This is a genomic window from Saccharothrix sp. BKS2, from assembly GCF_047689505.1.
GTDB lineage: Bacteria > Actinomycetota > Actinomycetes > Mycobacteriales > Pseudonocardiaceae > Actinosynnema > Actinosynnema lopnurensis.
Genome location: NZ_JAUQOL010000007.1, coordinates 438,487 through 460,709, shown reverse-complemented (window position 1 = coordinate 460,709; position 22,223 = coordinate 438,487). Strand labels below are relative to the sequence as shown.

Annotated in this window: 17 protein-coding genes; 5 read left to right on the top strand and 12 right to left on the bottom strand. The window is 74.9% G+C overall.

Annotation, left to right across the window (positions count from 1 at the left end):
- Positions 1–5: 5 nt before the first annotated feature.
- The 3 genes from Q5530_RS17865 to Q5530_RS17855 all read right to left on the bottom strand — a co-directional run bounded on the left by Q5530_RS17865 (position 6) and on the right by Q5530_RS17855 (position 4,995).
- On the bottom strand, positions 6–1,874 hold the full coding sequence (locus Q5530_RS17865; protein WP_415363636.1) for a beta-L-arabinofuranosidase domain-containing protein: 1,869 nt from the start codon (positions 1,872–1,874) through the stop codon (positions 6–8).
- An 83-nt stretch (positions 1,875–1,957) separates the two neighbouring features.
- Positions 1,958–2,806 carry a hypothetical protein gene (locus tag Q5530_RS17860; protein WP_415363634.1) on the bottom strand — a complete coding sequence of 283 codons (849 nt, stop codon included), beginning with the start codon at positions 2,804–2,806 and terminating at the stop codon, positions 1,958–1,960.
- Positions 2,807–3,102: 296 nt separating this feature from the next.
- Positions 3,103–4,995: a glycoside hydrolase family 127 protein gene (locus tag Q5530_RS17855; RefSeq protein WP_415363631.1), complete on the bottom strand. Its 1,893-nt coding sequence runs from the start codon at positions 4,993–4,995 to the stop codon at positions 3,103–3,105.
- Between the two features lie 703 nt (positions 4,996–5,698).
- On the opposite strand from Q5530_RS17855, the gene lexA reads away from it, so the two are divergent.
- Positions 5,699–6,355: a transcriptional repressor LexA gene (lexA, locus tag Q5530_RS17850; protein ID WP_415363628.1), complete on the top strand. Its 657-nt coding sequence runs from the start codon at positions 5,699–5,701 to the stop codon at positions 6,353–6,355.
- 21 nt (positions 6,356–6,376) lie between these two features.
- Here lexA and Q5530_RS17845 read toward each other — a convergent pair whose 3' ends face one another.
- From Q5530_RS17845 to Q5530_RS17820, 6 genes are all read right to left on the bottom strand, one after another.
- Positions 6,377–7,045 carry a response regulator transcription factor gene (locus Q5530_RS17845; RefSeq protein ID WP_415363625.1) on the bottom strand — a complete coding sequence of 223 codons (669 nt, stop codon included), beginning with the start codon at positions 7,043–7,045 and terminating at the stop codon, positions 6,377–6,379.
- Between the two features lie 14 nt (positions 7,046–7,059).
- Positions 7,060–8,472, bottom strand: a complete 1,413-nt coding sequence (locus Q5530_RS17840) for a sensor histidine kinase (RefSeq protein WP_415363623.1) — start codon at positions 8,470–8,472, stop codon at positions 7,060–7,062.
- The gene (locus Q5530_RS17835) at positions 8,465–8,848 is read right to left on the bottom strand and encodes a hypothetical protein (protein ID WP_415363620.1); all 384 of its coding nucleotides are present in this window, start codon (positions 8,846–8,848) and stop codon (positions 8,465–8,467) included. The genes Q5530_RS17840 and Q5530_RS17835 overlap by 8 nt, the downstream gene beginning before the upstream one ends.
- A gap of 78 nt (positions 8,849–8,926) precedes the next feature.
- The gene (locus tag Q5530_RS17830; protein WP_415363618.1) at positions 8,927–10,078 is read right to left on the bottom strand and encodes a glycerate kinase; all 1,152 of its coding nucleotides are present in this window, start codon (positions 10,076–10,078) and stop codon (positions 8,927–8,929) included.
- 10 nt (positions 10,079–10,088) lie between these two features.
- Positions 10,089–11,579, bottom strand: a complete 1,491-nt coding sequence (locus tag Q5530_RS17825) for an SLC13 family permease (RefSeq protein WP_415363616.1) — start codon at positions 11,577–11,579, stop codon at positions 10,089–10,091.
- A 71-nt stretch (positions 11,580–11,650) separates the two neighbouring features.
- Entirely contained in the window at positions 11,651–13,441 is a 1,791-nt protein-coding gene (locus Q5530_RS17820; protein WP_415363613.1) for a serine/threonine-protein kinase, read from the bottom strand.
- 158 nt (positions 13,442–13,599) lie between these two features.
- Here Q5530_RS17820 and Q5530_RS17815 point away from each other — a divergent pair, with 158 nt between their 5' ends.
- A complete protein-coding gene (locus tag Q5530_RS17815) occupies positions 13,600–14,211 on the top strand; it encodes a TetR/AcrR family transcriptional regulator (RefSeq protein WP_415363611.1) in 612 nt (203 codons plus the stop codon).
- A 6-nt stretch (positions 14,212–14,217) separates the two neighbouring features.
- Positions 14,218–16,458, top strand: a complete 2,241-nt coding sequence (locus Q5530_RS17810) for an MMPL family transporter (protein WP_415363609.1) — start codon at positions 14,218–14,220, stop codon at positions 16,456–16,458.
- Positions 16,459–16,605: 147 nt separating this feature from the next.
- Here Q5530_RS17810 and Q5530_RS17805 read toward each other — a convergent pair whose 3' ends face one another.
- The 3 genes from Q5530_RS17805 to Q5530_RS17795 form a co-directional block, all read right to left on the bottom strand.
- On the bottom strand, positions 16,606–17,463 hold the full coding sequence (locus Q5530_RS17805; RefSeq protein WP_415363606.1) for an alpha/beta fold hydrolase: 858 nt from the start codon (positions 17,461–17,463) through the stop codon (positions 16,606–16,608).
- 86 nt (positions 17,464–17,549) lie between these two features.
- On the bottom strand, positions 17,550–18,722 hold the full coding sequence (locus tag Q5530_RS17800) for a hypothetical protein (RefSeq protein ID WP_415363604.1): 1,173 nt from the start codon (positions 18,720–18,722) through the stop codon (positions 17,550–17,552).
- A gap of 109 nt (positions 18,723–18,831) precedes the next feature.
- Positions 18,832–19,062, bottom strand: a complete 231-nt coding sequence (locus Q5530_RS17795) for a hypothetical protein (protein WP_380637437.1) — start codon at positions 19,060–19,062, stop codon at positions 18,832–18,834.
- Between the two features lie 223 nt (positions 19,063–19,285).
- On the opposite strand from Q5530_RS17795, the gene Q5530_RS17790 reads away from it, so the two are divergent.
- The gene (locus tag Q5530_RS17790; RefSeq protein WP_415363602.1) at positions 19,286–20,746 is read left to right on the top strand and encodes a DHA2 family efflux MFS transporter permease subunit; all 1,461 of its coding nucleotides are present in this window, start codon (positions 19,286–19,288) and stop codon (positions 20,744–20,746) included.
- A 103-nt stretch (positions 20,747–20,849) separates the two neighbouring features.
- Positions 20,850–22,205 carry an acyltransferase family protein gene (locus tag Q5530_RS17785; RefSeq protein WP_415363600.1) on the top strand — a complete coding sequence of 452 codons (1,356 nt, stop codon included), beginning with the start codon at positions 20,850–20,852 and terminating at the stop codon, positions 22,203–22,205.
- The last annotated feature ends 18 nt before the right edge of the window (positions 22,206–22,223 follow it).

The following is a 22,223-nucleotide window of genomic DNA, read 5'->3' as shown; positions in this document are numbered from 1 at the left end:
GGGGGTCAGACGCGCCAGTAGACGGTGTAGCGCTGCCGGTGCGTGCGGTGGAACGGCGCCAGCCGGACCTGGCCGGTGGAGGCCGTCGCCGTGTACTCCAGCGGGGTGGAGGTCGGCCGCAGCGTGTCGGGGCGCAGCACCGGCAGCGAGGTCAGGTCGGTCGTGCCGTAACCGCCGGCCAGCACGATCGGGCCGTGCTTGACGACCTGCACCGCCGGGTCGTCCGGGGCGCTCTCCCTGGTCAGCGCCATGGGCAGGGACAGGTCCACCACGTCGCCGCTCGCCCAGGTCCGGTCCAGCCGCGCGTAGCCGCCCGGGGTGACCGGGACGTCCGCGCCGTTGAGCCGCAGCCGCGCGCCCGCCGCCCAGGACGGGACCCTCAGGCGCAGGTCGATCGCGCCGGAGCCGGTGACGGTGAGGTGGGTGCTCGGCGTGTCCGGGAAGCCGGTGTCCTGGCGCACGGTGATGCCCCGTCCCGGCCAGGTCAGCACGGACGGGATGAACAGGGTCACCCACAGCGTGGTGCCGGAGTGGAAGTAGGTGCTGTCGCCGTGCTTGGTGTTGGTCTCCATCCCGGTGCCGTGGCAGCAGGTGAAGTTCTGGTAGTCGTTGCTGTAGGTGCGCTGCCCGCCGGGCCGCAGCGGCACGTAGTAGCTGTGGTGGCCGTGCGCCGAGTCCGGGTCCTGCGCGCCGAGCAGGTGGTTGTAGAGGGCTTTCTCGTAGAAGTCGAACAGCTCGGGCCGGCCCGGGGTGGTCCGGAACAGCTGCCGGGTCAGCTTGAGCGTGTTGTAGGTGTTGCAGCACTCGCAGGTGTGGTCGGACAGCTCGGAGGCGATCCGGTTCGGGGCCCGGAAGTACTCGCCGTTGGAGTTGCCGCCGATGGCGTAGGTGTGCGTGCCCACCACGAGGTCCCAGAAGGTGCGGGCGATGTCGCGGTACCGGGTCTCGCCGGTGGCGTGGTACTCGCGCAGCGCGCCGAGCGCCTTGGGGATCTGGGTGTTGGCGTGGTAGCCGGCCAGGGCGTCCCGACCGGCGGCGAGCGGGTCGAACACCTCGGCGTGGTCGAAGTACCGGGCGGCGGTGAGGTGCGCCGGGTCGCCGGTGAGCTGGTGCAGGTTGGCCAGCACCTCGTTCATGCCGCCGAACTCGGTGTCGAGCATGTTCTGGCGCTGGGCCCGGGTGAGCCTGCCGTTGCGCCACCCGACCCAGCCGGCCAGGCGGGTCAGCACGGTCAGCGCCTGGGCGTTGCCGGTGAGCAGGTGCGCGTCCAGCAGGCCGGCCAGGACCTTGTGCAGGGTGTAGTAGGGCGCCCAGACCTGCCGGCGCGCCTCCACCCGGTCGATGAAGCTCTCCGGGAACGCCGACAGGTAGCCGGTGGTGAACCCGGCGGTCCGGGCCCGGTCCTGGCAGACGGCCAGCTGCGCGACCAGGTGGTCCGACTTCGCCTTGAAGTCGGCGCCGCCGGTGCTCGCGTACGCCTGGGCGAGCGCGGTGAGCACGTGCCCGGTGGAGTGGCCGCGCAGCTCCGTGGTGGGGGATTCCCAGCCGCCGCAGGGGGTGGCGGAGGACGGCAGGCCGACGTTGAGCCGGAAGGTGTGCAGCAGCCGGTCCGGGTCGAGGAACCTCAGGTAGGCGTGGGTGCGGGCGGTGTTGCGCTGGAACGGGCCGGCGAGCAGCGCCACCGCGGACAGCGGGAACGGGTCGGCGGACGTGCCGATGTCGGGCCGGGCCGCCGGGCGGACCGGGGCGGTGGTCGCGGCGGTGGCGGTGGTCGCGGTGGCCCGGCCGGGCGGGGTGGTGGCGGGCAGGGCGGTCGCGGCGAGCGCCGCTCCCGCGCGCAGCACGGCGCGCCGGGGTGGTTGGTGCGGGGACATGCGCGTCACCTCTCGTGACGGGTGCGAGGGGGGTGGCCGGCGCCCCGCCGACGCAGGGTGGGGGGCGGGGCGCCGGCCCGGGATCAGCGGCCGTACCGGCTCTTGAGGTGCCGCCACCAGTCGCGGAACATCCACGCGTCGAACTCGGTGATGTTCGGGGCGCTGCCGGCCTTCATGATGAAGCCGGACACGCCGCTGGGTGTCCAGTCGTAGAAGTCGTCCAGGCCGAACGTGTGGCCGATCTCGTGCAGCAGGATCGTCACGTCGTTGCTGTTGAGGCTGTTGACGAAGTACTCGCTGCCCATGCGCTGGCCCCAGTCGCCGCCCGCGCCGCCGCCCATGCCGGCGGTCAGCCACAGCGACTGGTCGTAGTGCCGGGCCACGCCGCCGGGGCAGTTGCGGTAGACGCCGTCGCGGACGAAGAACCGGCCGCACGGCTCGGCGCACTGCGGCGCGTTCTCGCGGATGTTGTTGACGTAGATGTCGACGGAGTTGTCCGACCACTGGAGCTGGGCGCGGTCGCGGACGGCCCACCCGACGACCTTGATCGGCACCGTGGCGTAGGGCCAGTTGTTGTGGCCCACCACCAGGTCCACCCACTTCTTGTACTGCTCGGCCAGCTTGGCGTGGATGCGGTCGCGCAGCGACGCCGACACCGGGGCCGGTGAGTCCCAGCGGACGCAGAAGTTCAGGTAGCCGCCGTTGGCGAACACCTGGTCCCAGCCGTAGTTGCGGAAGCCGTAGAGGTTGCCGTAGGTGCTCTCCTGGTGCGACCACACCTGGTTCAGGGGGGTGACCAGGCTCGACGGCGGGCTCCAGCCGGGCGGGTTGGCGGCGGGCGCGATGTCCGCCGAGGCCGGTTGCACGACCCCGCCGACGGCCACCGCGCCGAGCAGGACGGCCAGGACTGTTCTCTTCCAGGATCGCGGCACTGCGATCCTCCTTCCGGGTTGTCGGTGGCGGCGGATCAGTCCTGGGGCGCTCCCGGGGTGGAGTCGCGGCCGCGGCCGCGCCGGCGGGACGCGGGCGGCGGCGGGCACGGGAGCACCGGGTGGGACGTGGTGGGCGCCGTGTTCGGGCCGACCGCGGGCGGCTCCGGCGCGGCGTGGGCGGCCTCGACGGGGACGGCACCGGCGGGGACGGCACCGGCGGGGGCGCGGTGGGCCCGGGACCCTCTTGTCGTCACCGTTCTCCCCTCTGCTCTCCTCCGCACGCGGTCGGGGGCGGATCAGTCGGTGGGCAGCCAGACGCGCATGGTGGACGGGCCGCCGCGGGCCCAGCGGTGGTGGGGCACCAGCGCCAGCGGCGCGCGCGGACCGGCCGCGGCGGGCGGGGGCGGGCCGTAGGGCCACGGCGCGTCGGCGGGGGCGTGGAACCGGGCGTCGACCAGCACGCCACCGGGGCCGTCGGCGGGCGGGGTGGTCGGGTCGACCCGCAGCGCGTCCAGGTCGTGCTCGGCGCTCTCCGCGCAGTACACGACCGGACCGCGCTCCACCGCGACACAGCCGCGCACCGCGTCCACGCGGGGGTCGGGGTGGGTGAAGCGCGGCGTCACCGGCAGCTCCAGCCGGATCTCCTCGCCGGGCCGGAACCTCCGGTGCACCACCACGTCGCCCACGGGCGCCGGGTGGCGGCCGTAGCTGGTGTGCAGCACCGCCCCGGTCGCCCAGGGCGGCACGCGCAGCGTGACCGACCACGGCTCGTCGTCGGTCTTGACCACCCGCACGGTGACCACGCCGTCGTCGGGGTAGGCGGTGCGGACCCGCAGGCCGACCTCGCGGCCGTCGGCCAGGCGGGTGTCGATGTCGGCGTCGGCGTACTGGTGCAGCCGCACGCCCGTGCCGTCCACGGTGGCGGTGTAGCAGGCCAGGGAGGCGAGCAGGCGGGCCACGTTGGGCAGGCAGCACGACACCTCGAACCACGGCGCGCGCGGTCCGCCGCCGAACCCGAGCTGCTCCTCGTCGGCGGGCACGACCGCCGTGGGCGTGCGCTGGTGCAGGGTGTGGGCGTAGAAGAAGGACCGGCCGTCGTCCGCGACCGCGGTGGCCACGACGTTGTAGAGGATGCGCTCGACCACGTCGTCGTAGCGCCCGTCCCCGGTGGCCAGCAGCAGCCGCCAGGCGAGCATGATCGCGGCGACCCCGGCGCAGGTCTCGGAGTAGGCCCGGTCGGCGGGCAGCTGGAAGTCCTCGCCGAACGCCTCGTCGGTGTGCCGCGACCCCATGCCGCCGGTCAGGTAGGTGCGGCGGGCCAGTGTCCGGTCGAACTGGGCGGCGACCGCGCGCAGCAGGTCGTCGTCACCGGTCTCCACCGCCACGTCGACCGCGCCGCACGCCAGGTACAGCGCCCGGACCGCGTGGCCGCGCAGCACGGTGGCCTCGCGGATCGGGACGTCGTCGCCGAAGTAGGACCAGCCGAACCGGTGGCGGGGCAGGCTGCGCCGGCCGCGGCGCTCGACGAACAGGGCCGCCTGGTCCAGGTAGCGGCGCTCCCCCGTGGTGCGGGCCAGCTCTACCAGCGCCACCTCGATCTCCGGGTGGCCGCACACGTCCTGCCTGCCGTCCGGGCCGAACTCGGCGCACACGTGGTCGGCCACGCCGCGGGCGACCTCCAGCAGCCGGTCGGGACCGGCGGTGCGGGCACGCGCCACGGCGGCCTGGAGGAGGTGGCCCGCGCAGTAGAGCTCGTGGCCCCACGTCATGTCGCTGTAGCGCGCCGGCCGGCCGGGACCGCCGAACGCCGTGCCGAGGTAGCCGTCGGGGGCCTGCGCCGACGCGATCGCCCCGGTCACCTCCGCGATCGCGGCCTCCAGCGCCGGGTCGGGCGACCGGCCCGCCTCCCAGGCCATCGCCTCCAGCAGCTTGTAGACCTCGGAGTCGGAGAACTCGCGGCCGAGCCGGTCCGGCGAGCTGACGCCGGAGGTGAGGTTGCCGGTCCAGCCGAGCCGGTCCTGCCAGGCGCGGGCGTGCGGCAGGGTGGAGGAGGCGTTCACGCCCTGCCGCACGGCCCAGAAGCCGCCGGTGATGCGGACCTCGTGGAGACCCAGCGGCCGCAGGGCGCCCCGGGCGGGTACCACGGGACGACCCCCGACGGCGGTGGTGTCCGGTGACGTGAGGGTCATCCCAGCCTCCCGCGGTGGCGGCGGACCGGGTCGGTCGGCCGCACCTCCAGCACTCTGGCAGTCGAAAAGGTTTTCGGCAACGGTGGGGTACTGCTGGTGCCGGTTTTTCGGGAGTGCTCATGATCTGCGGATATTGTTGAAACGTCATTCGACAAACTGTCGAAACCGTTTCGACGGGTGGGGCGTGGCGGCCTGCGGCGAGGCTTGACGACGTGGACGAACCGGGCGGGGTGCCGATCTCCACTGCGGGGAAGGCGGGAGAACGGCGGGTGGGGAAAGGCGAGCGGGAGGCGGCCGGGCAGGAGGCGGCAGCAGGCAGGGCGGGGTGGCCGAGCGGGGCACAACGGGGTCGGGGCGGCGGGGTGCAGCGCGGCGGGTGGGGCCGCGCGGGGTGGGGCCGCGCGGGGTGGGGCGTGGCGCGGCAAGGCGGCAGGGCGCGGCGCGGGGCAGCCGAGCGGGCGCGGGGCGGAGCGCGGGCAGAGCGGAGCGCGGGCAGAGCGGAGCGCGGGCAGAGCGGAGCGGGGGCAGAGCGGAGCGGGGGCAGAGCGGAGCGGGGGCAGAGCGGAGCGGGGGCAGAGCGGAGCGGGGCGCGGGCGGGGCGGCAGCACAGCGGGGCGGCAGCCCGAAGTCGCGCCGCCGGTGGCGGCGGCGGGCCCGGCGCGTCCGGTCGGCCATCCCCCCGCCTGCGCCTATCATCCCGTGGATGACCACCTACGACCCCGACGCGTTCGAGCACCTGGACACCTCGGCCCTCCCGCCGCGCCAGCAGCGGATCCTGGCCGTGATCCGGGACTGGGTGGTCCGGCACGGTTACCCGCCCAGCACCCGGGAGCTGGGCGAGGCGGTCGGTCTCCGCTCCTCGTCCTCGGTGTCGAAGCACCTGGCGAGCCTGGAGGACAAGGGCTTCCTGCGGCGCAGTTCCTCGATGGCCCGGCCGATCGACGTGCGCCTGTTCCTCCAGCCCGCCGCCCACCGGTCCACCAGCGGCTCGGTCGCGGTGCCCGTGGTCGGCGACATCGCGGCGGGTGTGCCCATCACCGCCGAGGAGCACCTCGACGACGTCCTGGAGCTGCCCCGCGAGCTGACCGGGCGCGGCACCGTGTTCGGGCTGCGCGTGCGCGGCGACTCGATGGTGGACGCGGCGATCTGCGACGGCGACATCGTCGTGGTGCGCCAGCAGCAGGAGGCGCACCCGGGCCAGATCGTCGCCGCGATGATCGACGACGAGGCGACGGTGAAGGTCTACCAGCGCCGCAACGGCCACGTGCGCCTGGAGCCGCGCAACCCGGCCCACGCGGTGATCGACGGCGACCGGGCCGTGGTGCTGGGTGTCGTGGTCTCGGTGCTGCGCAGCGTCTGAGCCCCGGCCGGAGCGCCCCGCTCAGGAGGTCACGTCGAAGGCGTAGCCCATGCCGCGCGCGGTGCGGATGCGCGCCGCGCCGACCTTGCGGCGCAGCGCCCGCACGTAGACGTCCACGATGTTGGAGCCCGGGTCGAAGTCGTAGCCCCACACGTGCGACAGGATCTGCTCGCGGGAGAGCACCTGGCCGCGGTGGCGGAGGAACAGCTCCAGCAGCGCGAACTCCCGCGCGGTCAGGTCGACCGCCGTGCCGTCCACGTCGGCGCGCCGGGTGCGCAGGTCCAGCGACACGGTCCCGGCGTCCAGCACGGTGGGCTCGGTGATGGGCTCGGTGCGGCGCAGCCGCAACCTGACCCGGGCCAGCAGCTCCTCGAACCGGAACGGCTTGGTCATGTAGTCGTCCGCGCCGCCCTCCAGGCCGGCGACGGTGGCGCGGACCGAGTCCTGCGCGGTCAGGATGATCACCGGGGTGGTGTTGCGCCGCTCGCGCAGCGTGCCCAGCACCGAGAACCCGTCGCGGACGGGCAGGCCCAGGTCCAGCACGAGCAGGTCGAAGCGGTCGCTGAGGGCGTGCTGGAGGGCGCTCTCGCCGTCCCCGACGACGGTGGTGGTGAACCCGTTCGCGACAAGTCCTTTTTGGACGAACGAGGCGATGCGGGCCTCGTCCTCGGCGATCAGGATGCGGGTCACGGGGTGCCTCCGGTTCAGGTGGGGATCTCGATCGCGAAACGGGCGCCGGCGCCCGGCGTGGACGTCAGGCGGACCAGGCCGTGGTGGGCCTCGGCGATGGCGCGCACGATGGCGAGCCCGAGGCCCGCGCCGGCGCGGTGGCCGGCGGCCCCGCCGGTGGAGCCGCGGCCGAACCGCTCGAAGATCGCCCCGGCGTCCTCGGGCCGCACGCCCGGTCCCCGGTCCGCGACCCAGAACGACGCGACGCCGTCGCGCACCGCCGAGCCGATCAGGACCTCCGAGCCGGCCTCGGTGTGCTGCACGGCGTTCTGGGCGAGCTGGACCACGGCCTGGGTGACGCGCTGCTCGTCCAGGCGCACCTCACCCTCGCCGATGGCCTCCAGCCGCCAGTGCCGGTCCCCGATCGCGCGGACCTTGGCGTAGAGGTCGCTGGTCAGCTCGGCCACGTCCGCCGGGGCGGGTGTGATGAAGTCCGGCTGCTCGGCCTTGGCCAGCAGCAGGAGGTCGCCGACGATGCGGTTCATCCGGTCCAGCTCGTCGGCGCACAGCCGGACCGCCTCGGCGCGCTCGGCCGGGTCGTCGCCCATCAGCTCCAGGTGGCCGGAGACGATGGTGATGGGGGTGCGCAGCTCGTGGCCCGCGTCGTCGAGGAACCGGCGCTGGGTGGCGAAGGCGTGCTCCAGGCGGTCGAGCATGGCGTTGAACTGCTCCGCGAGGGCGGCGATGTCGTCGCGGCCCTCGACCGGGATGCGCCGGGTCAGGTCGTGCTCGGTGATCTCGGCGGCGGCGCGGCGCACCAGCCGCACGGGGTTGAGGATCTGCCCGGCGACGAACCAGGCGGCCGCGCCCGCGAGCACCACGCCCAGCAGCCCGACCAGCAGCAGGGTGCGCACCGTGGTGGCGACCTCGGCGCGGTCGCGGTCCACGAAGTAGCCGACGACCAGGGCGCCCCGGTCGTCGGCGGCGCCCACCGCGTCGACCCGGATCCAGCGCATCTCCCCCGCCGGGGTGGCGGCGGCGCCGCTGGTGGTGGGCGCGGCGAGGATGGGGTCGAGGACGTCGGGGTGCTCGCCCAGGCGGAACGGCTCCTCCCGGTCCTGGAGGATCGGCCCGGCGGTCGGGGTCCAGGCCAGGATCACCTCGTCGTCGTCCACGTACTGCCGCTGGAGGTGCGCCGACAGCGCCTCGCGCACGTCGGCGAACGGCTGGCCGGTGACCCGGTCCACGCCCTCGACCAGCACCTGGCTCAGCTCGGCGGCCTCCTGCTCCAGGGCGGCGTTGACGTCGCGGTCCACCTCGCGCAGGAGCAGGTTGTGGGTGACGAGGGTGGTGGCCAGCGACACGACCGCGACCAGGAGCAGCAGCCAGCCCATGATCCGCACGCGGGCCGGGACCGCCCGCGCGCGACGCGGTCCCGGCTCAGTCATCGCCGTCGTCGGAGTTCCCGCCCCCGTCGTCGTCATCGTCGTCGCCCGGCGGGACGGGCGGTGGCGGGGCGACCACGACCGGCGCGGGTGGTGGCGGCGGTGGCGGGGCGGTGGTCGGCTCCACCGGGGGCGCGGGGGTGCCGGTCCCGGGCGTCCCGGGCGTCCCGGGCGCGCCGGGGGTGTTCGACCCGGACTCGGCGCCGGTGCCGGGTTCCGCCCCGGTCGAGGACCGGTCGGGGCCGGTGTTGTCGCGCAGGCGGACCTCCACGGGCGCGGTCGGCGCGGGTTCGCCGGGCAGCGCCCAGGTGACCAGGGCCGCGCCGAGCGGCAGCGCGATCGCGGCGGTCACCAGCGCGAGCCGGGGGGCGGTTGGCATGGGTCCACCTTGGTCGCGCGGTCGAAGTTCCCGATGAGGGTCACGTGAGGAATTCTTCACGCTGCTGCTCCGAACGGTCTAGCCGACGGCGCTGAGCCTGGTGCCCACGAGCACCAGCCGCAGCACCCGCTCGGCGGCGTCGGCGAGGAACTCCGCGCCGCGCAGGATCGCCTCGTCCAGGGAGACGGGACGGGGCAGGATGGCCTGGAAGGCGTCGATGCCGACGGCGTAGGTGGTGTCGGCGTGGTGGCCGATGGTCCCGGCCAGGGCGATGACGGGCTTGCCGTGCGCCTTGGCGCGGCGGGCGACCTCGGCGGGCACCTTGCCGTAGGGGGTCTGGGCGTCGATGGTGCCCTCGGCGGTGATCACCAGGTCTGCGGTTGCCAGGCGGGCGTCGAGGTCGACGTGGTCGAGCAGCACGTCGAAGCGGGGCAGCAGGGGCGCGCCGAGCGCGGCGTGCAGCCCCGCGCCCAGCCCCCCGGAGGCGCCGGAGCCGGGTTGCCGGGCCACGTCCGCGCCCAGGTCCCGGTGCAGCACGTCGGCCCAGTTGTCGAGGGCGGCGGCCAGCTCGTCCACCTGCTCGGGCGCGGCGCCCTTCTGCGGGCCGAACACCCTGGCCACGCCGCGCGGCCCGCACAGCACGTTGTGCGGGTTCACCGCCAGCCGCAGGTCGGCGCGGGCCAGCCGGGGGTCCAGGCCGGTCACGTCGACCGCCCGCGCCCCGGCCAGCGCGGCCCCGCCCGGCGCGACCTCGCGCCCGCGCCGGTCGAGCACCCTGGCCCCGAGCGCCTGGAGGGCGCCCGCGCCGCCGTCGGAGGTGCCCGAGTCGCCGCAGCCGACCAGGACCGAGGGGCACCCGGCGTCCAGCGCGGCCAGGACCAGCTCGCCGACGCCGCGGCTGGTGGTGCGGCCGGGGTCGCGCAGGCCCCGGGGCACCAGCCGCAGGCCCGCGGCGGCGGCCATCTCCACCAGGGCCGTGCGCCTGTCGCCCAGGACCGCGAAGTGGGCCTGCACGGGCTGCCCGACCGGGCCGGTGACGACGGTGTCGACGAGCCGGCCGCCGGTCAGGCCGGCGAGCGCGGCCGCGGAACCCTCCCCGCCGTCGACCACCGGCACGCGGTCGACCTCGGCGGACGGGACGACGCGGTGGACGCCGGTGGCGATGGCGTCGGCGGCGGCCTCCGCGCCGAGGCTCTCCTTGAAGCCGCTGGGTGCGACGACGATGCGCATGGGTGTGCTCCTAGTGGGTGGTGGTGATCGGCAGCCCCAGGAGGGGCCACGCGTACAGGGCGAAGGCACTGACCAGCGCGATGTGCAGCGGAGCCAGCACGGCGGACAGGCGCAGCAGGTCGCGCGCCGAGTAGGTGGGCACGCCCTCGACCTCGGCGAACAGCGCGACGGGCTTGGCCGAGGAGGTCAGGGTGTGGCAGAAGCCGGCCGCGGCGGTGGAGGCGAACACGGCCAGTGCCGGGTTCACGCCGGCCGCGACCGCGAGCGGGATGACGACCGGCACCAGCACCGACGAGCGGGCCGAGCGGGACTGCACGGCCAGGTGCGCGGCGGTGGAGACCACGACCACGGCGATCAGCAGCGGTTCCGGCGACGCGTGCTCCAGCGGCGACAGGCCGGTGTCGGCCAGCCAGGCGGCCGCGCCGGTGGAGACCAGGGCGTCGCCGAGGGCGGCGGTCGCGGCCGTGAACAGCAGCAGCGACCAGGGCACGGTCTTGAGCGCCGCGCCCGGTGTGACGCGCCGCTCGCCGTGCGGCGGGGCGGTGACGACCAGCGCGCCCAGCAGCCCCACCAGCGCGGGCGGCACGCCGTGCAGCGGCTCCGTGCACCACAGGACGAGCACGGCGGCCGTGGTGGCGGCGGCGTGCTTCTCCGGGCCGGTCCAGGGCCCGCTGGGCGGCGGGGGCTCCACGACGAGGGCGTCGCGGGACCAGTCGAGCCGGTCCCGGCGGTCGGCGCGCGAGGTGAACAGCAGCAGCACCACCTCGGCGGCCAGGTGGCAGGAGACGACGGCGAGCGGCAGGCCCAGCAGCAGCCAGCGCAGGAACCCGATGCCCTCGCCGGCGGCGTCGCGCAGCAGCTGGTCGGCGATCAGGTGCGCGCCCGCGCCGATCAGCGTGGACACCGCCGAGAGCAGCACGACGGTCGGGAACAGCACGGCCATCCCGCGCACCACGCGCGGCCGGCCGCCCAGGGCGCGGGCCAGGGCCTCGAACACCGGCAGCGCGAGGGCGGCGCGCCCCGACGTGGCGGGCACCGCCAACGACGAGACGACCAGGGCCACCACGACCAGGTGGGCCAGCTGCCGGACGGTGCGGGCCCGGCCGAGCAGCGCCACCGCGAACCGCCCCACCAGCCCCGACCGGGTCAGCCCGGCGGCCAGCACGAACGCCGCGATGAGCAGCCACACCAGGTCCGCGCCGAGCGTGGCGAACAGGTCGGCGGGCGCCACCACCCCGGTCACGGCCAGCACGCACACCGCGGTCAGGGCGATCCAGGTGTCGTCGACCGGGGTCAGCACCCAGGCGCCGACGGCCGCGGTGAACACCGCGAGCACCACCGCGCCGGGCGTGCCCAACCCGTCGGCGAGCAGCCCGGCCCCCAGCACGGCCGCCGACGCGGCCGCGAGGCCCCACAGCCGGGGCGGCGGCCTGCGCGGTCGCGGTCGCGGCAGCGGGACGGTCGCCGGCTCCGGTCGCGTCGTGCAGGTGAAGGCGTCCACGGTGACCAGCGTGTGGCCTGCGGCTGAGCGGCCGGTGAACGTCCGATGAGGACGCCTTCACCCGGCGGGGTCTACATGCGACTGAGGATCATGCCGTTCCACCACAGGTCGAGCTTGTCCAGGGTGTCGTCGGTCGCGCCGGGTGCGGTGGCCAGGTCGCCGGTGACGGTGGTGCGCGAGTCGGTCCACCACAGGTGCCCGGTGCCGCCGTCGAGGTAGCAGGTGGTGAAGTCGCCGTCGAGGGCGCCGGACGGGTCGCGCCAGTACTCGGCGTAGTGCACGGGGTGGGTCTTGGGCCGGCAGCCGCCCTGGGAGTCGTCGCGCGGGATGCCGCGGCCGGTGACGAGGGACAGGAAGTGCGCGTCCTGGGCGGCGCGGGTGGCGAAGAGGCGGAAGTGCGCGCGGGCGGGTGGGGCGAATCGCGGGTTGGTCTCGTTCGCCGCGGTGCAGACGACCGCGGCGGTGACGCCCTCGGCGTCGGCGGGCGCGGTGGCGCAGGAGGGGTGGTCGCGGTAGACGCCGGGCAGGGCGGCCAGGAGGGTCCGCTCCGCGGGGGTCGGGGTGGGTGCCGCGGTGGTGGTCGGGAGGGTGAGCTTGACCTTGGTGGTCGTCCTGCTGGTGGTGGTCGCGGGGGTCGGGGTGGGGCCCGGGTCGCCGGCGAGCAGGTCGGAGGCGTGGTCGAGCACCAGGTAGGTGGCGAGGGCGAGCACGACCACCACCGCGGCCACCGCGCCGAGCACGGCCCGGCGGTTCCCGGGCGGTGGCGCGGGTGGTCCCACCGGGAACCGGGGCGTGGGCGGCGGGGTGCCGCCGGGCGGGGTGGCCGGGGTGGTGGGGACGCGGGCCGGCGGCGTGTTGGGCGTCGGGCCCAGGGCTGGCGGCGTACCGGGCTTCGAGCCCGGGACCGGCGGCATGCCGGGCGTCGAGCCCCGGTGTGGCGTGGCCTGGGACGCGGCCGGGTGCGGCGTGCCCTGGGACGTGACCGGGCGCGGCGGCGCGGCGGGGGTCCAGGGCGCGGCCTGACCCGCCTGACCCGCCGGGGGCGCCGTGGCGAGCGCGGCGCGGGCGGCGACGGCCAGGGCGCCCGCGCTCCCGTGCCGGTCGGCCGGGTCCTTGGCCATGCCGCGGGCGATCACGTGGTCCAGCGCGGCCGGCACCGCGGGGTTGGGGTCCCGGGCCTTCGGCGGCGCCTCCCGCAGGTGGGCCCAGATCTGGGCCGCGGTGCCGTCGACCTCGAAGGGCCGCCGCCCGGACAGGCAGGCGAACAGCACGCAGGCCAGCGCGTAGACGTCGGTGCGCGCGTCGACCGGCCCGTTCTCGAACCGCTCGGGCGCCATGTAGTCCAGGGTGCCGATCACGTCGCCCGAGGCCGTGATGTGCGTCGCGGAGGGCGAGGCGCTGCGCGCGATGCCGAAGTCCACCAGGTACACGAAGTCGCCCGGCGCGACGAGCACGTTGGACGGCTTCACGTCGCGGTGCACGAGCCCGTCGGCGTGCGCGGCGTCGAGCGCGCTCGCCACCTGCTCCACGATCCGCACCGCCCGCTCGGGCTCCAGCGGTCCGCGCGCGATCACGTCGGTCAGGTCGGAGCCCTCGACCAGGCGCATGTCCAGGTAGAGGCGCCCGTCGATCTCGCCGTAGGCGTGGATCGGGATGACGTGCGGCTCGCGCAGCCTGGCCACCACCTGCGCCTCGCGCCGGAAGCGGGCCCGGAAGGCGTCGTCGTCGTTGAGGGCGGGCGCGAGCCGCTTGAGCGCCACGACCCGGTCGTGCACCACGTCGTGCGCGCGGTGCACCTCCCCCATCCCCCCGCGCCCGAGCAGCCGCCCGATCCGGTAGGGGCCGAACACCTCGTCAGCCATGTCCCTCGCGTTTCCCGTGCGCCGTACGCTGCGATCGACGCGGGGTGGCGCACCGCGGTTCCCGGAGCGGCCCGGATCGCGCCGGCGTGATCAAGCACACCTACCGGATCGGTCGGTTGACCGACCGAAGCGGTAGGTCACTGGGTACCGTCGGGCACATGGCACGACTGGCCCGGCAGTACGTCGACGAGCGGATCCTCGACCGCGCCGCGGGGTTGTTCGCGCGGCACGGGTTCGCCCACACGTCGCTGAAGGACCTCGCCGACGCGGTCGGCCTGTCCAAGGCGGGGCTGCTGCACCACTACCCCAGCAAGGAAGCCCTGTTCGAGGCCGCGATGGAGATGGGCCGCACGCAGAGCCAGCTCGTGCTGGACCGGGTGGCGCCGCTGCCGGGCGGCCCGGCGCGCGACCGGCGGTCCGTCGAGCTGCTGGTGGACTTCGCCCTCGAACGGCCCGGTCTGGTGGCGCTGGCGTCCCGGGCGATCAACACGCTGGGCACCGACGAGGACGCCGGCGAGGACAACGGGCTGGCCGGCGTGGACCGGCTCGTCTTCGACGTGTTCGGGGTCGACCCGGACTCGGGCGACACCGAGCGGCTGGTCCGGGTCGTCGGGATGCTCGCCGCCCTGGCCGTGCTCAGCCTGTCCGCCAACCGCGCCGGCGACAAGACCGGCTGGCGGCCCCACATCGTCACGACCTGCCTCGACGCGCTCGGTCACGACCGTGCCACTCCCCCTTCCCCGTCCGACCTCGTCCAGGTGGAGGACTGATCCCCCATGGCACGCCTGCTCTACCGACTCGGCTCCGGCGCCCACCGGCGCCGGCTGGTCGTCGTCCTGCTGTGGCTGCTGGTGCTCGCCGGCACCGCCTTCGGCGCGGTGACCCTGTCCGGCCCGACGGCCAACTCCTTCTCCATCCCCGGGCAGGAGTCCACCACCGCCCTGGACAAGATCAAGGAGGAGTTCGGCTCCCAGGGCGGTGCGAACGCCCGCGTGGTGGTCAAGGCCCCCGAGGGGCAGCAGCTCACGACCCCGGAGAACGCCCAGCGCGTCACCGCGCTGGTGGCGGAGCTGGGCACGCTGCCCGGTGTGACCTCGGCGACCAACCCGCTCGACCCGCGGGCCCCGGCCGTGAACCCGGGCCAGGACACGGCCTACAGCACCGTCACCTACGAGGCCAAGGTCGGTGAGGTCACCGAGGAGCAGCGCACCGCGCTGACCGGGGCCGTCGAGGGCGCGCGCGCCGGCGGGCTGACCGTCGAGGTCGGCGGCGAGGCCATCCAGGCGCCCCCGCACATCGGCGGCGCGGCCGAGGTCATCGGCGTGGTGATCGCCCTGGTGATCCTGGCCCTGACCTACGGCTCGCTGGTGGTGGCCGGGATGAACCTGCTCACCGCCGCGGTCGGCGTGGGCATCGGCGCGCTGGGCATCACCATCGCCACCGGGTTCATGGACCTCCAGTCCACCACCCCGATCCTGGCCGCGATGCTGGGCCTGGCGGTGGGCATCGACTACGCGTTGTTCATCATCAACCGCTACCGGCAGGAGCTGCGCGGGGGCAAGGACGTCGGCGACGCCATCGGCACCGCGGTGGGCACGGCGGGCTCCGCGGTGGTGACCGCCGGGCTGACCGTGGTCATCGCCCTGGCCGGGTTGACCGTGGTGGGCATCCCGTTCCTGACCCAGATGGGCGTCGCCGCCGCGCTGACGATCGTCGTCGCCGTGCTGGTCGCCATCACCCTCGTGCCGGCGGTGCTGGGCTACATCGGCAAGCGCGCGCTGCCCCGCAAGCAGCGCACCGCGCCCGCGCCGGCCGCCGACGACCGGTCCCCCGCCGCACAGTCCCCCGCCGACCGGTCCGCTCCGGACGCGCGGGGCGTCGGGGAGGTCCGGGACCGCGGGTTCTTCCGCGGCTGGGTCGGCGGGGTGACCCGCAACCGGATCGCGGCGCTGCTGCTGGCCGTCATCGGCCTGGGGATCATCGCGGTGCCCGTCACCTCCATGCAGACCACCCTGGTCATGGCGCCGCCCGCCGGCTCCACCCAGGAGCGCGCGGACCGGCTGCTGTCCGACGGCTTCGGCGAGGGCTTCAACGGCCCGCTGGTGGTGCTGTTCGAGGGCGAGAACGCCGCGCAGACCGCCGCCGGGACCGTCCAGGCCATCCAGGGCATCGACGACGTGGCCCTGGTCACGCCGCCGACGCCCAGCGCCGACGGCTCGGCCGCGATGCTGACCGTGATCCCGGAGTCCGGGCCCGCCACCGAGGCCACCGAGCGGCTGGTCGACGACCTGCGCGCCCACCTGGCCGGGGTCGACGGCGCGACCACCTACGTCACCGGGACCACCGCGGTGAGCACGGACGTCGCGGTCGCCCTGGACGAGGCCATGCCGGTCTACCTGGCCCTGGTCGTCGGGCTGGCGCTGGTCCTGCTGGTCCTGGTGTTCCGGTCGATCCTGGTCCCGCTGGTGGGCGTGCTGGGCTTCCTGCTCACCATCGGCGCCTCGCTGGGCGCGACGGTGGCGGTGTTCCAGTGGGGCTGGCTGGCCGGGGCGGTCAACCTCGACGGCACCGGGCCGCTGCTGAGCCTGACGCCGATCCTGATGGTCGGCATCCTGTTCGGCCTCGCCATGGACTACCAGATCTTCCTGGTGTCCCGGATGCACGAGGCGCACCACCGCGGCGCGTCGCCGCGCGACTCGATCACCACCGGCTTCCACCGGGCCGCGCCCGTGGTGGTGGCCGCCGCGCTGATCATGTTCTCGGTGTTCGCCGGGTTCGTCCCGGCGGGCGAGGGCCCGATCAAGTCGATCGCCTTCGCGCTGGCGATCGGCATCCTGGTGGACGCCTTCGTGGTCCGCATGGTCCTCGTCCCGGCCGCCCTGGCGCTGCTGGGCGAGAAGGCGTGGTGGCTGCCGGGGTGGCTGCGCCGGCTGCCCGTGCTCGACGTGGAGGGCGCGGCCCTGGAGGACGACGGGTCGCGGTCGCGGGACAAGGCCCTGGTCGACGCCGACCGGTGACCACGCGCGGAACCCCGGTGCCCCTCCTCCGCGGGGGGTGCCGGGGTTCCGCCGTTCGCCGGTTCCGGTGATCGCGTTCCGGCGGGCTCCCGGCACCGTGGTCGTCCACTCGGGACGGTCCGCGTGGTGGTCGGGACCCGCGCGGGCTCAGGGGTGGCTGCGGACGTGCGCCAGGACCTCGTCGGCCACGAGCCGGTGCACGGCGGCGGGCAGGGAGTGCCCGAGCCCGGGGACCTCCAGCAGCCGCGCGTCCGGCAGCAGGCCGGCCAGGTGGCGGCCGAAGCCGGGTGGGTAGAAGGGGTCCTCGGTGCCCTGGACGACCAGGGTGGGCGTGGTGACCCGGCGCAGGTCGTCCCCGCCGCGCGGCACGGCCACCGCGCCCAGCCGCACGTGACCGGTGGACGGGGTGGAGGTGCCGGCGTGCGCGATGACGCCCTCCTCCAGCCGCCGGTACTCCGCGGCGTCGAACGGCAGCACGTCGCCGTGCAGCTCCCGCCACAGCGCGACGCGCCGCGTCAGCTCGGCCTCCTCGTCCGCGCCCGGCCCGGTCAGCGCGATCAGTCGCTCCAGGCGCTCGCCCTGGTCCGAGCGCGGCTCCTCGGTGCTGCCCATGTCCAGCGCGCCGGTCAGGGCGAGGGTGAGGGTGCGGAGGCGGTCGGGGTGGTCGACGGCCAGCAGCTGGCCGATCAGCCCGCCCATGGACAGCCCGACCACGTGCGCCCGCCCGATGTCGTGGGCGTCGAGCACCGCCACCGCGTCCCGGGTCAGGTCGCCCAGGTCGTAGTCGGCTTCCCCGGCGGGCACCGCGGTGGACCTGCCGGTGTCGCGGTGGTCGTAGCGGACGACCCGGCAGCCGCCCCGGACCAGGAGTTCGACGAAGGCGTCCGGCCACACGGCCGCCGAGGCGTTGGCGCCCATGACCAGCAGCAGCGGCGGGTCCGCCGGATCGCCCAGGTCCTCGCTCCAGAGCCGGACGTCCCCTGCCCGGACCACTCGCTCCGCCATCGCGGCCTCCCCCGGTGTGATCAACGGGGGCGACGCTACCGGACCGGACCCGGGGCGCACGCCGCTCGCGGTGCCGCGGGGCGCGGTCAGTACGCGGAGGCGCGCACCGCGAAGACCGAGCGGGTGCCCGCGTACTCGGTGAGCGACCAGAGCTGTCCCCTGGCGGGCCAGTAGGAGAGGTCCTCGGGCCCGACCGGCAGCACGTCGTGGTGCACGACGACCGGGCCGCCGGGCGTGAAGGTGGCCAGGTCGCCCCGGTTGCCGCTGCCGTCGCTGGTGGACAGGTAGAACCTGCCGTTGATCGCGGTCGCGCCCTGCATGCTCTGCACCGACACCTCGTACGCCTCGCTCGCGCGGGCGTAGCCGTCGGCGGACTCGGTGAGCATCCGGTCGGTGTGGTCGATCGGGAAGCGGAACAGGCGGCTGCCCGCGCCGGGGTTGGCGTACTCGCCGACCACGACGCTGTCCGGGGTGCTGGTGCGGTCGAGCGAGGCGAACGAGAAGCGGATGGCGGCTTGCCCGTTGGTGGTCGACTGGTTGTAGGCGAACACCTGCGGCAGCACGTACTTGTAGCCGAACGCCTGGTGGCTGCCGTCGGCCTGGCGGCCGATCGCGGCGCCGTCGGTGGTGCTGGTCTGCCAGAGGTGCCGCAGGTCGAAGACGCGGAAGCCGCTGCCCGTGGCGGCCACGTAGAGGTAGTGGCCGTACCAGAACATGCCGCCCGCGTGCTGCTGCACCGCCCGGAACGACGCCTGGCCCGAGCCGTTGGTGTAGGGCTCGACCAGCAGCACGTGGCGGTAGGTGGGCGCGGAGGGGGTGGAGTGGTCGACGAAGGAGATCCGCACGCCCCGCTCGATCCCGTCGGAGCCGTTGTCGTACCAGCTGACCAGGATCGCCGTCGTGCCCTCGTAGGTGGCCTCGCCGTAGGCGTCGGCGGTCGTGGTGATGCCCTGGGGCATCCAGTAGGCGACGTCGTCGTCCCCGCTGTTCCAGCAGAACGCGGCGACCCGGTTGGCCGCCGCCGGCGAGCAGGTGGTGGCGGCGCGGTTGCCGTCGCCGACGACGGTCGGCACGCCGACGTTGGGCAGCGCGGCGTCCAGGTCGTCGATCAGCCCGGAGTAGCCGGTGGCCTTGAGCCGGAAGTTCGCCGCGGGCAGCGTCGTGGCCGCCTGCGCGGGCGCCGGGACGACCACGGCCTGCACGACCGCCGCGAGGAGCCCCGCCACCAGCCCGACGACCGCCGTTCGGTACTTCTTCACCGGACAACCCCCTCGTTGGTCAGTCACCGACTGAGGGTCATCATGGCGGTGGCCACCACGGGGATCAACCGCCATCCCGACGCGGTTCCGGTGGGGTGTCGGCGCGGTGTCAGTCGGCGGGGCCGCGCAGGGTCAGCACCACCCGCAGCACGTGCTCGACGGCCGAGGGGAAGACCGCGCCGCGCAGTTCGTCGCGGGCGGCGAGGGAGCGGGAGGCGAACTCCAGCTCGTGGTCGGGGCCCACCCGGCGGACCACGAGGGCGGCGATCTCCTCCAGGTCGAGGTCGGGGTGGTCGAGGCGGGTCAGGGCGAACTCGACGAGCAGTTCCTCATCCGTCACGGGCGCTCCCTCCGGGCACTGTCGAGCCTAGTTCAGGTCGGGGTGGGAGGGGTGGGCGTGGCGGCGCGGGGTGGTCGCGCCACCGGGTGTTGTGACCGGCCGCACTCCGTTCACCTGCGGGGAAAATGGACGTTCGCCGGCCGGGCCGCCCGGTATTGTGAGTGGTGTTCGGGGCGCCGTCGCCCATTCTCGCGCCCTTTTTGTTCCCTGGGGGACCCTCCGCATGACTTCCACCGACGTGCCCGACGTCGCGACGTCGCCGCACGCGCTCAGCCGGGCCGACCGCACCGTGATCGGGGTGCTGCTCGTCGCCACGTTCGTCGTCATCCTCAACGAGACGATCATGGGCGTGGCGCTGCCGGTGCTGCTGACCGAGCTGGACGTGACCGCGTCGGTGGGGCAGTGGCTGACCGCGGGCTTCCTGCTGACGATGTCGGTGGTCATCCCGGTCACCGGTTACCTGATCCAGCGGGTCGGCACGCGGGTGCTGTTCGGCGTAGCCATGGGCCTGTTCAGCACGGGCACCCTGATCGCGGCGCTGGCCCCGGGCTTTCCGGTGCTGCTCGGCGCGCGCGTGGTGCAGGCGTTCGGCACCGCGATCATGCTCCCGCTGCTGATGACGACGGTGATGACGCTGGTGCCGCCGGCCCGTCGCGGCGCGCTGATGGGCAACATCTCGATCGTCATCTCGGTGGCGCCGGCGATCGGTCCGACGGTGTCGGGCGTGGTGCTGGACCTGTTCGGCTGGCGGGCGATGTTCTGGGCGGTGCTGCCGATCTCGTTGGCGGCGATGGTGCTGGGGCTGCGCATGGTGACCGACGTCGGCGAGTCGAGCCGGGCCCCGCTGGACGTGCCGTCGGTGGTGCTGTCGGTGTTCGGTTTCGGCGGGCTGGTCTACGGCCTGTCGAGCATCGGGCACTCCGGCGGGTCGGCGAACACCACGCTGTGGCTGTCGCTGGTGGTGGGGGTGGCGGGCATCACGGCGTTCGTGCTGCGGCAGGTGTCGCTCCAGCGCCGCGAACGCGCCCTGCTGGACCTCAGGACGTTCGCGTTCCGCATGTTCACCCTGGCCAGCGCGCTGATGATGGTGATGATGGGCCTGCTGCTGGGCGTGGCCACGATCCTGCCGATCTACATCCAGAACGTGCTGGGGCTCGACCCGCTGGCCACGGGTCTGCTGCTGCTGCCCGGCGGGCTGCTGATGGGCCTGCTGTCGCCGGTGGTGGGCCGGCTCTACGACCGGGTGGGGCCGCGGGTGCTGCTGATCGTCGGCACGACGGCGACCAGCGCGTCGCTGTGGTTCGCGACCGGGTTCGACGCCGCGACGCCCGGCGCGCTGGTGCTGGTGTTCCACCTGGTGCTGAGCCTGGGGCTGGCGTTCTCGTTCACGCCGCTGTTCTCCGCCGGCCTGGGCGCGCTGCCGTCCCGGCTCTACTCGCACGGCAGCGCGGTCTTCAGCACGACCCAGCAGCTGGCCGCGGCGGCGGGGGTGGCGCTGCTGGTGAGCGTGATGAGCGGGCGGGCCGCCGACCTGCTGGCGGCCGGCGAGTCCGCGGTGGGCGCCGACATGGGCGGGCTGCACTCGGCGCTGCTGCTGGCGGCGGTGTTCTCGCTGACGGCGGTGGCCGGTTCCTTCGCGGTCAAGGGTGGCAAGGCCGAGTCCCCGGGGGTGGTCGGGCACTGAATCGGGGTGGGCCTTGCCCCACCCCAGGGGTGGGGGAAGGTGGAGCCCAGGAGGGGGGCTCGCACCGCTGTGCGGGGCGGGATCCGCTGCCAGGCTTCGGATCATGTCTTCGAGCTCGTCGCACCCCGGTGTGCGCGATCCGTTCCTCGACGTGGTCCGCGCCCTGGCCATCGTCGGTGTCGTGGCCCAGCACTGGTTGATGCCGGTGCTGGGCTACTCGGCCGGTCGGCTGACCGCGGGCAACGCGCTGGCCACACCGGGCTGGTGGTTGTTCACCTGGCTGTCCCAGGTGATGCCGCTGGTGTTCTTCGCGGGCGGCGCGGCCAACCTGCTGTCCCTGCGCCGGGTGCACGCGGCGGGCGGCACCGGCCGCGACTGGTTGAACGCGCGCGTGCGGCGCCTGCTGCTCCCCGCGCTGCCGCTGCTGGGGGTGTGGCTGGTGGCGCCGGTGCTGCTGCGGGTCGCCGGGGTCGCCGAGCAGCCCGTCCGGCTCGCCGGCGCGGTGGCCGCGCAGCTGCTGTGGTTCCTCGCCGTCTACCTGCTCACGGTGCTGGTCACGCCGCTCGCGGTGGCCGCGCACCGCCGGTGGGGCCTGGCCGTGCCCGTGGTGCTGGGGGTGGCCGGGGTGCTGGTGGACCTGGCCCGGTTCCGGGACCTGCCGCTCATCGGCTACGCGAACGCGGTGTTCGTGTGGGTGGCGGTGCACCAGGTCGGTTTCCACTACGCCGAGGGCCGGTTGGGCGCGCTGGGCCGTCGTGGCGCGCTGGCGCTGTCGGCCGCGGGGTTCGGCGTCACGGCGCTGATGGTCGCGTTCGGGCCGTACCCGGTGAGCATGATCGGGATGCCGGGCGCGCCCGTGTCGAACATGAGCCCGCCGAGCGTGCTGCTGCTCGCGCTGGGGATCGGGCAGGTGGGTCTGCTGCTGGCGCTGCGCCCGGTACTGGACGCGTTCGGGCGGCGTCCGCCGGTGGCCGCGGCGCTGCGCCTGCTGGGTCCGCGTTTCATGAGCGTCTACCTGTGGCACATGCCCGCGCTGGTGGTGGTCGCCGGGATCGCCGTGCTGGGTTTCGGCTACCGCACGCCGGAGCCGGGGACGGTGCTGTGGATCGCGGTCGCGCCGGTGTGGGTGGGGGTCACGGCGCTGGTCCTGGTGGGGTTGCTGCGGGTGTTCGGCCGCTTCGAGGCGCGCCGCGCCGGTGACGAACCGGGTCCGGCGGCGCGGCCGGCGGTGGCGGCGGTGCTGGCCGCCACCGGGTTGCTGGGCCTGGCGGCGACGGGCTTCGCCTGGTCCGCGGACGGGGGGCCGTGGGAGGGGCCGCTGCCCTGGAGCGCGCTGGTGTGCGCCGGGTTCCTGTTCGCGGGCAGGCCGGTGCGGTCCGGTCGGCTTCCGGCGCGCGCCGCCGTCGCGGGTCCGGCGTCGGCCTCGCGGTCGGTGGGATCGGCGCCGCGCGTGGGTTAGGCGGGTGGCGCGGCGGCC

Bases quoted from the DNA above. Each gene is read 5' to 3' on its own strand.
- Q5530_RS17835 (WP_415363620.1), bottom strand. From the start codon at position 8,848: ATGCCAACCGCCCCCCGGCTCGCGCTGGTGACCGCCGCGATCGCGCTG.
- Q5530_RS17785 (WP_415363600.1), top strand. From the start codon at position 20,850: ATGTCTTCGAGCTCGTCGCACCCCGGTGTGCGCGATCCGTTCCTCGAC.
- Q5530_RS17815 (WP_415363611.1), top strand. From the start codon at position 13,600: ATGGCACGACTGGCCCGGCAGTACGTCGACGAGCGGATCCTCGACCGC.
- lexA (WP_415363628.1), top strand. From the start codon at position 5,699: ATGACCACCTACGACCCCGACGCGTTCGAGCACCTGGACACCTCGGCC.
- Q5530_RS17840 (WP_415363623.1), bottom strand. From the start codon at position 8,472: ATGACTGAGCCGGGACCGCGTCGCGCGCGGGCGGTCCCGGCCCGCGTG.
- Q5530_RS17805 (WP_415363606.1), bottom strand. From the start codon at position 17,463: ATGGCGGAGCGAGTGGTCCGGGCAGGGGACGTCCGGCTCTGGAGCGAG.
- Q5530_RS17810 (WP_415363609.1), top strand. From the start codon at position 14,218: ATGGCACGCCTGCTCTACCGACTCGGCTCCGGCGCCCACCGGCGCCGG.
- Q5530_RS17830 (WP_415363618.1), bottom strand. From the start codon at position 10,078: ATGCGCATCGTCGTCGCACCCAGCGGCTTCAAGGAGAGCCTCGGCGCG.
- Q5530_RS17820 (WP_415363613.1), bottom strand. From the start codon at position 13,441: ATGGCTGACGAGGTGTTCGGCCCCTACCGGATCGGGCGGCTGCTCGGG.
- Q5530_RS17790 (WP_415363602.1), top strand. From the start codon at position 19,286: ATGACTTCCACCGACGTGCCCGACGTCGCGACGTCGCCGCACGCGCTC.
- Q5530_RS17855 (WP_415363631.1), bottom strand. From the start codon at position 4,995: ATGACCCTCACGTCACCGGACACCACCGCCGTCGGGGGTCGTCCCGTG.
- Q5530_RS17865 (WP_415363636.1), bottom strand. From the start codon at position 1,874: ATGTCCCCGCACCAACCACCCCGGCGCGCCGTGCTGCGCGCGGGAGCG.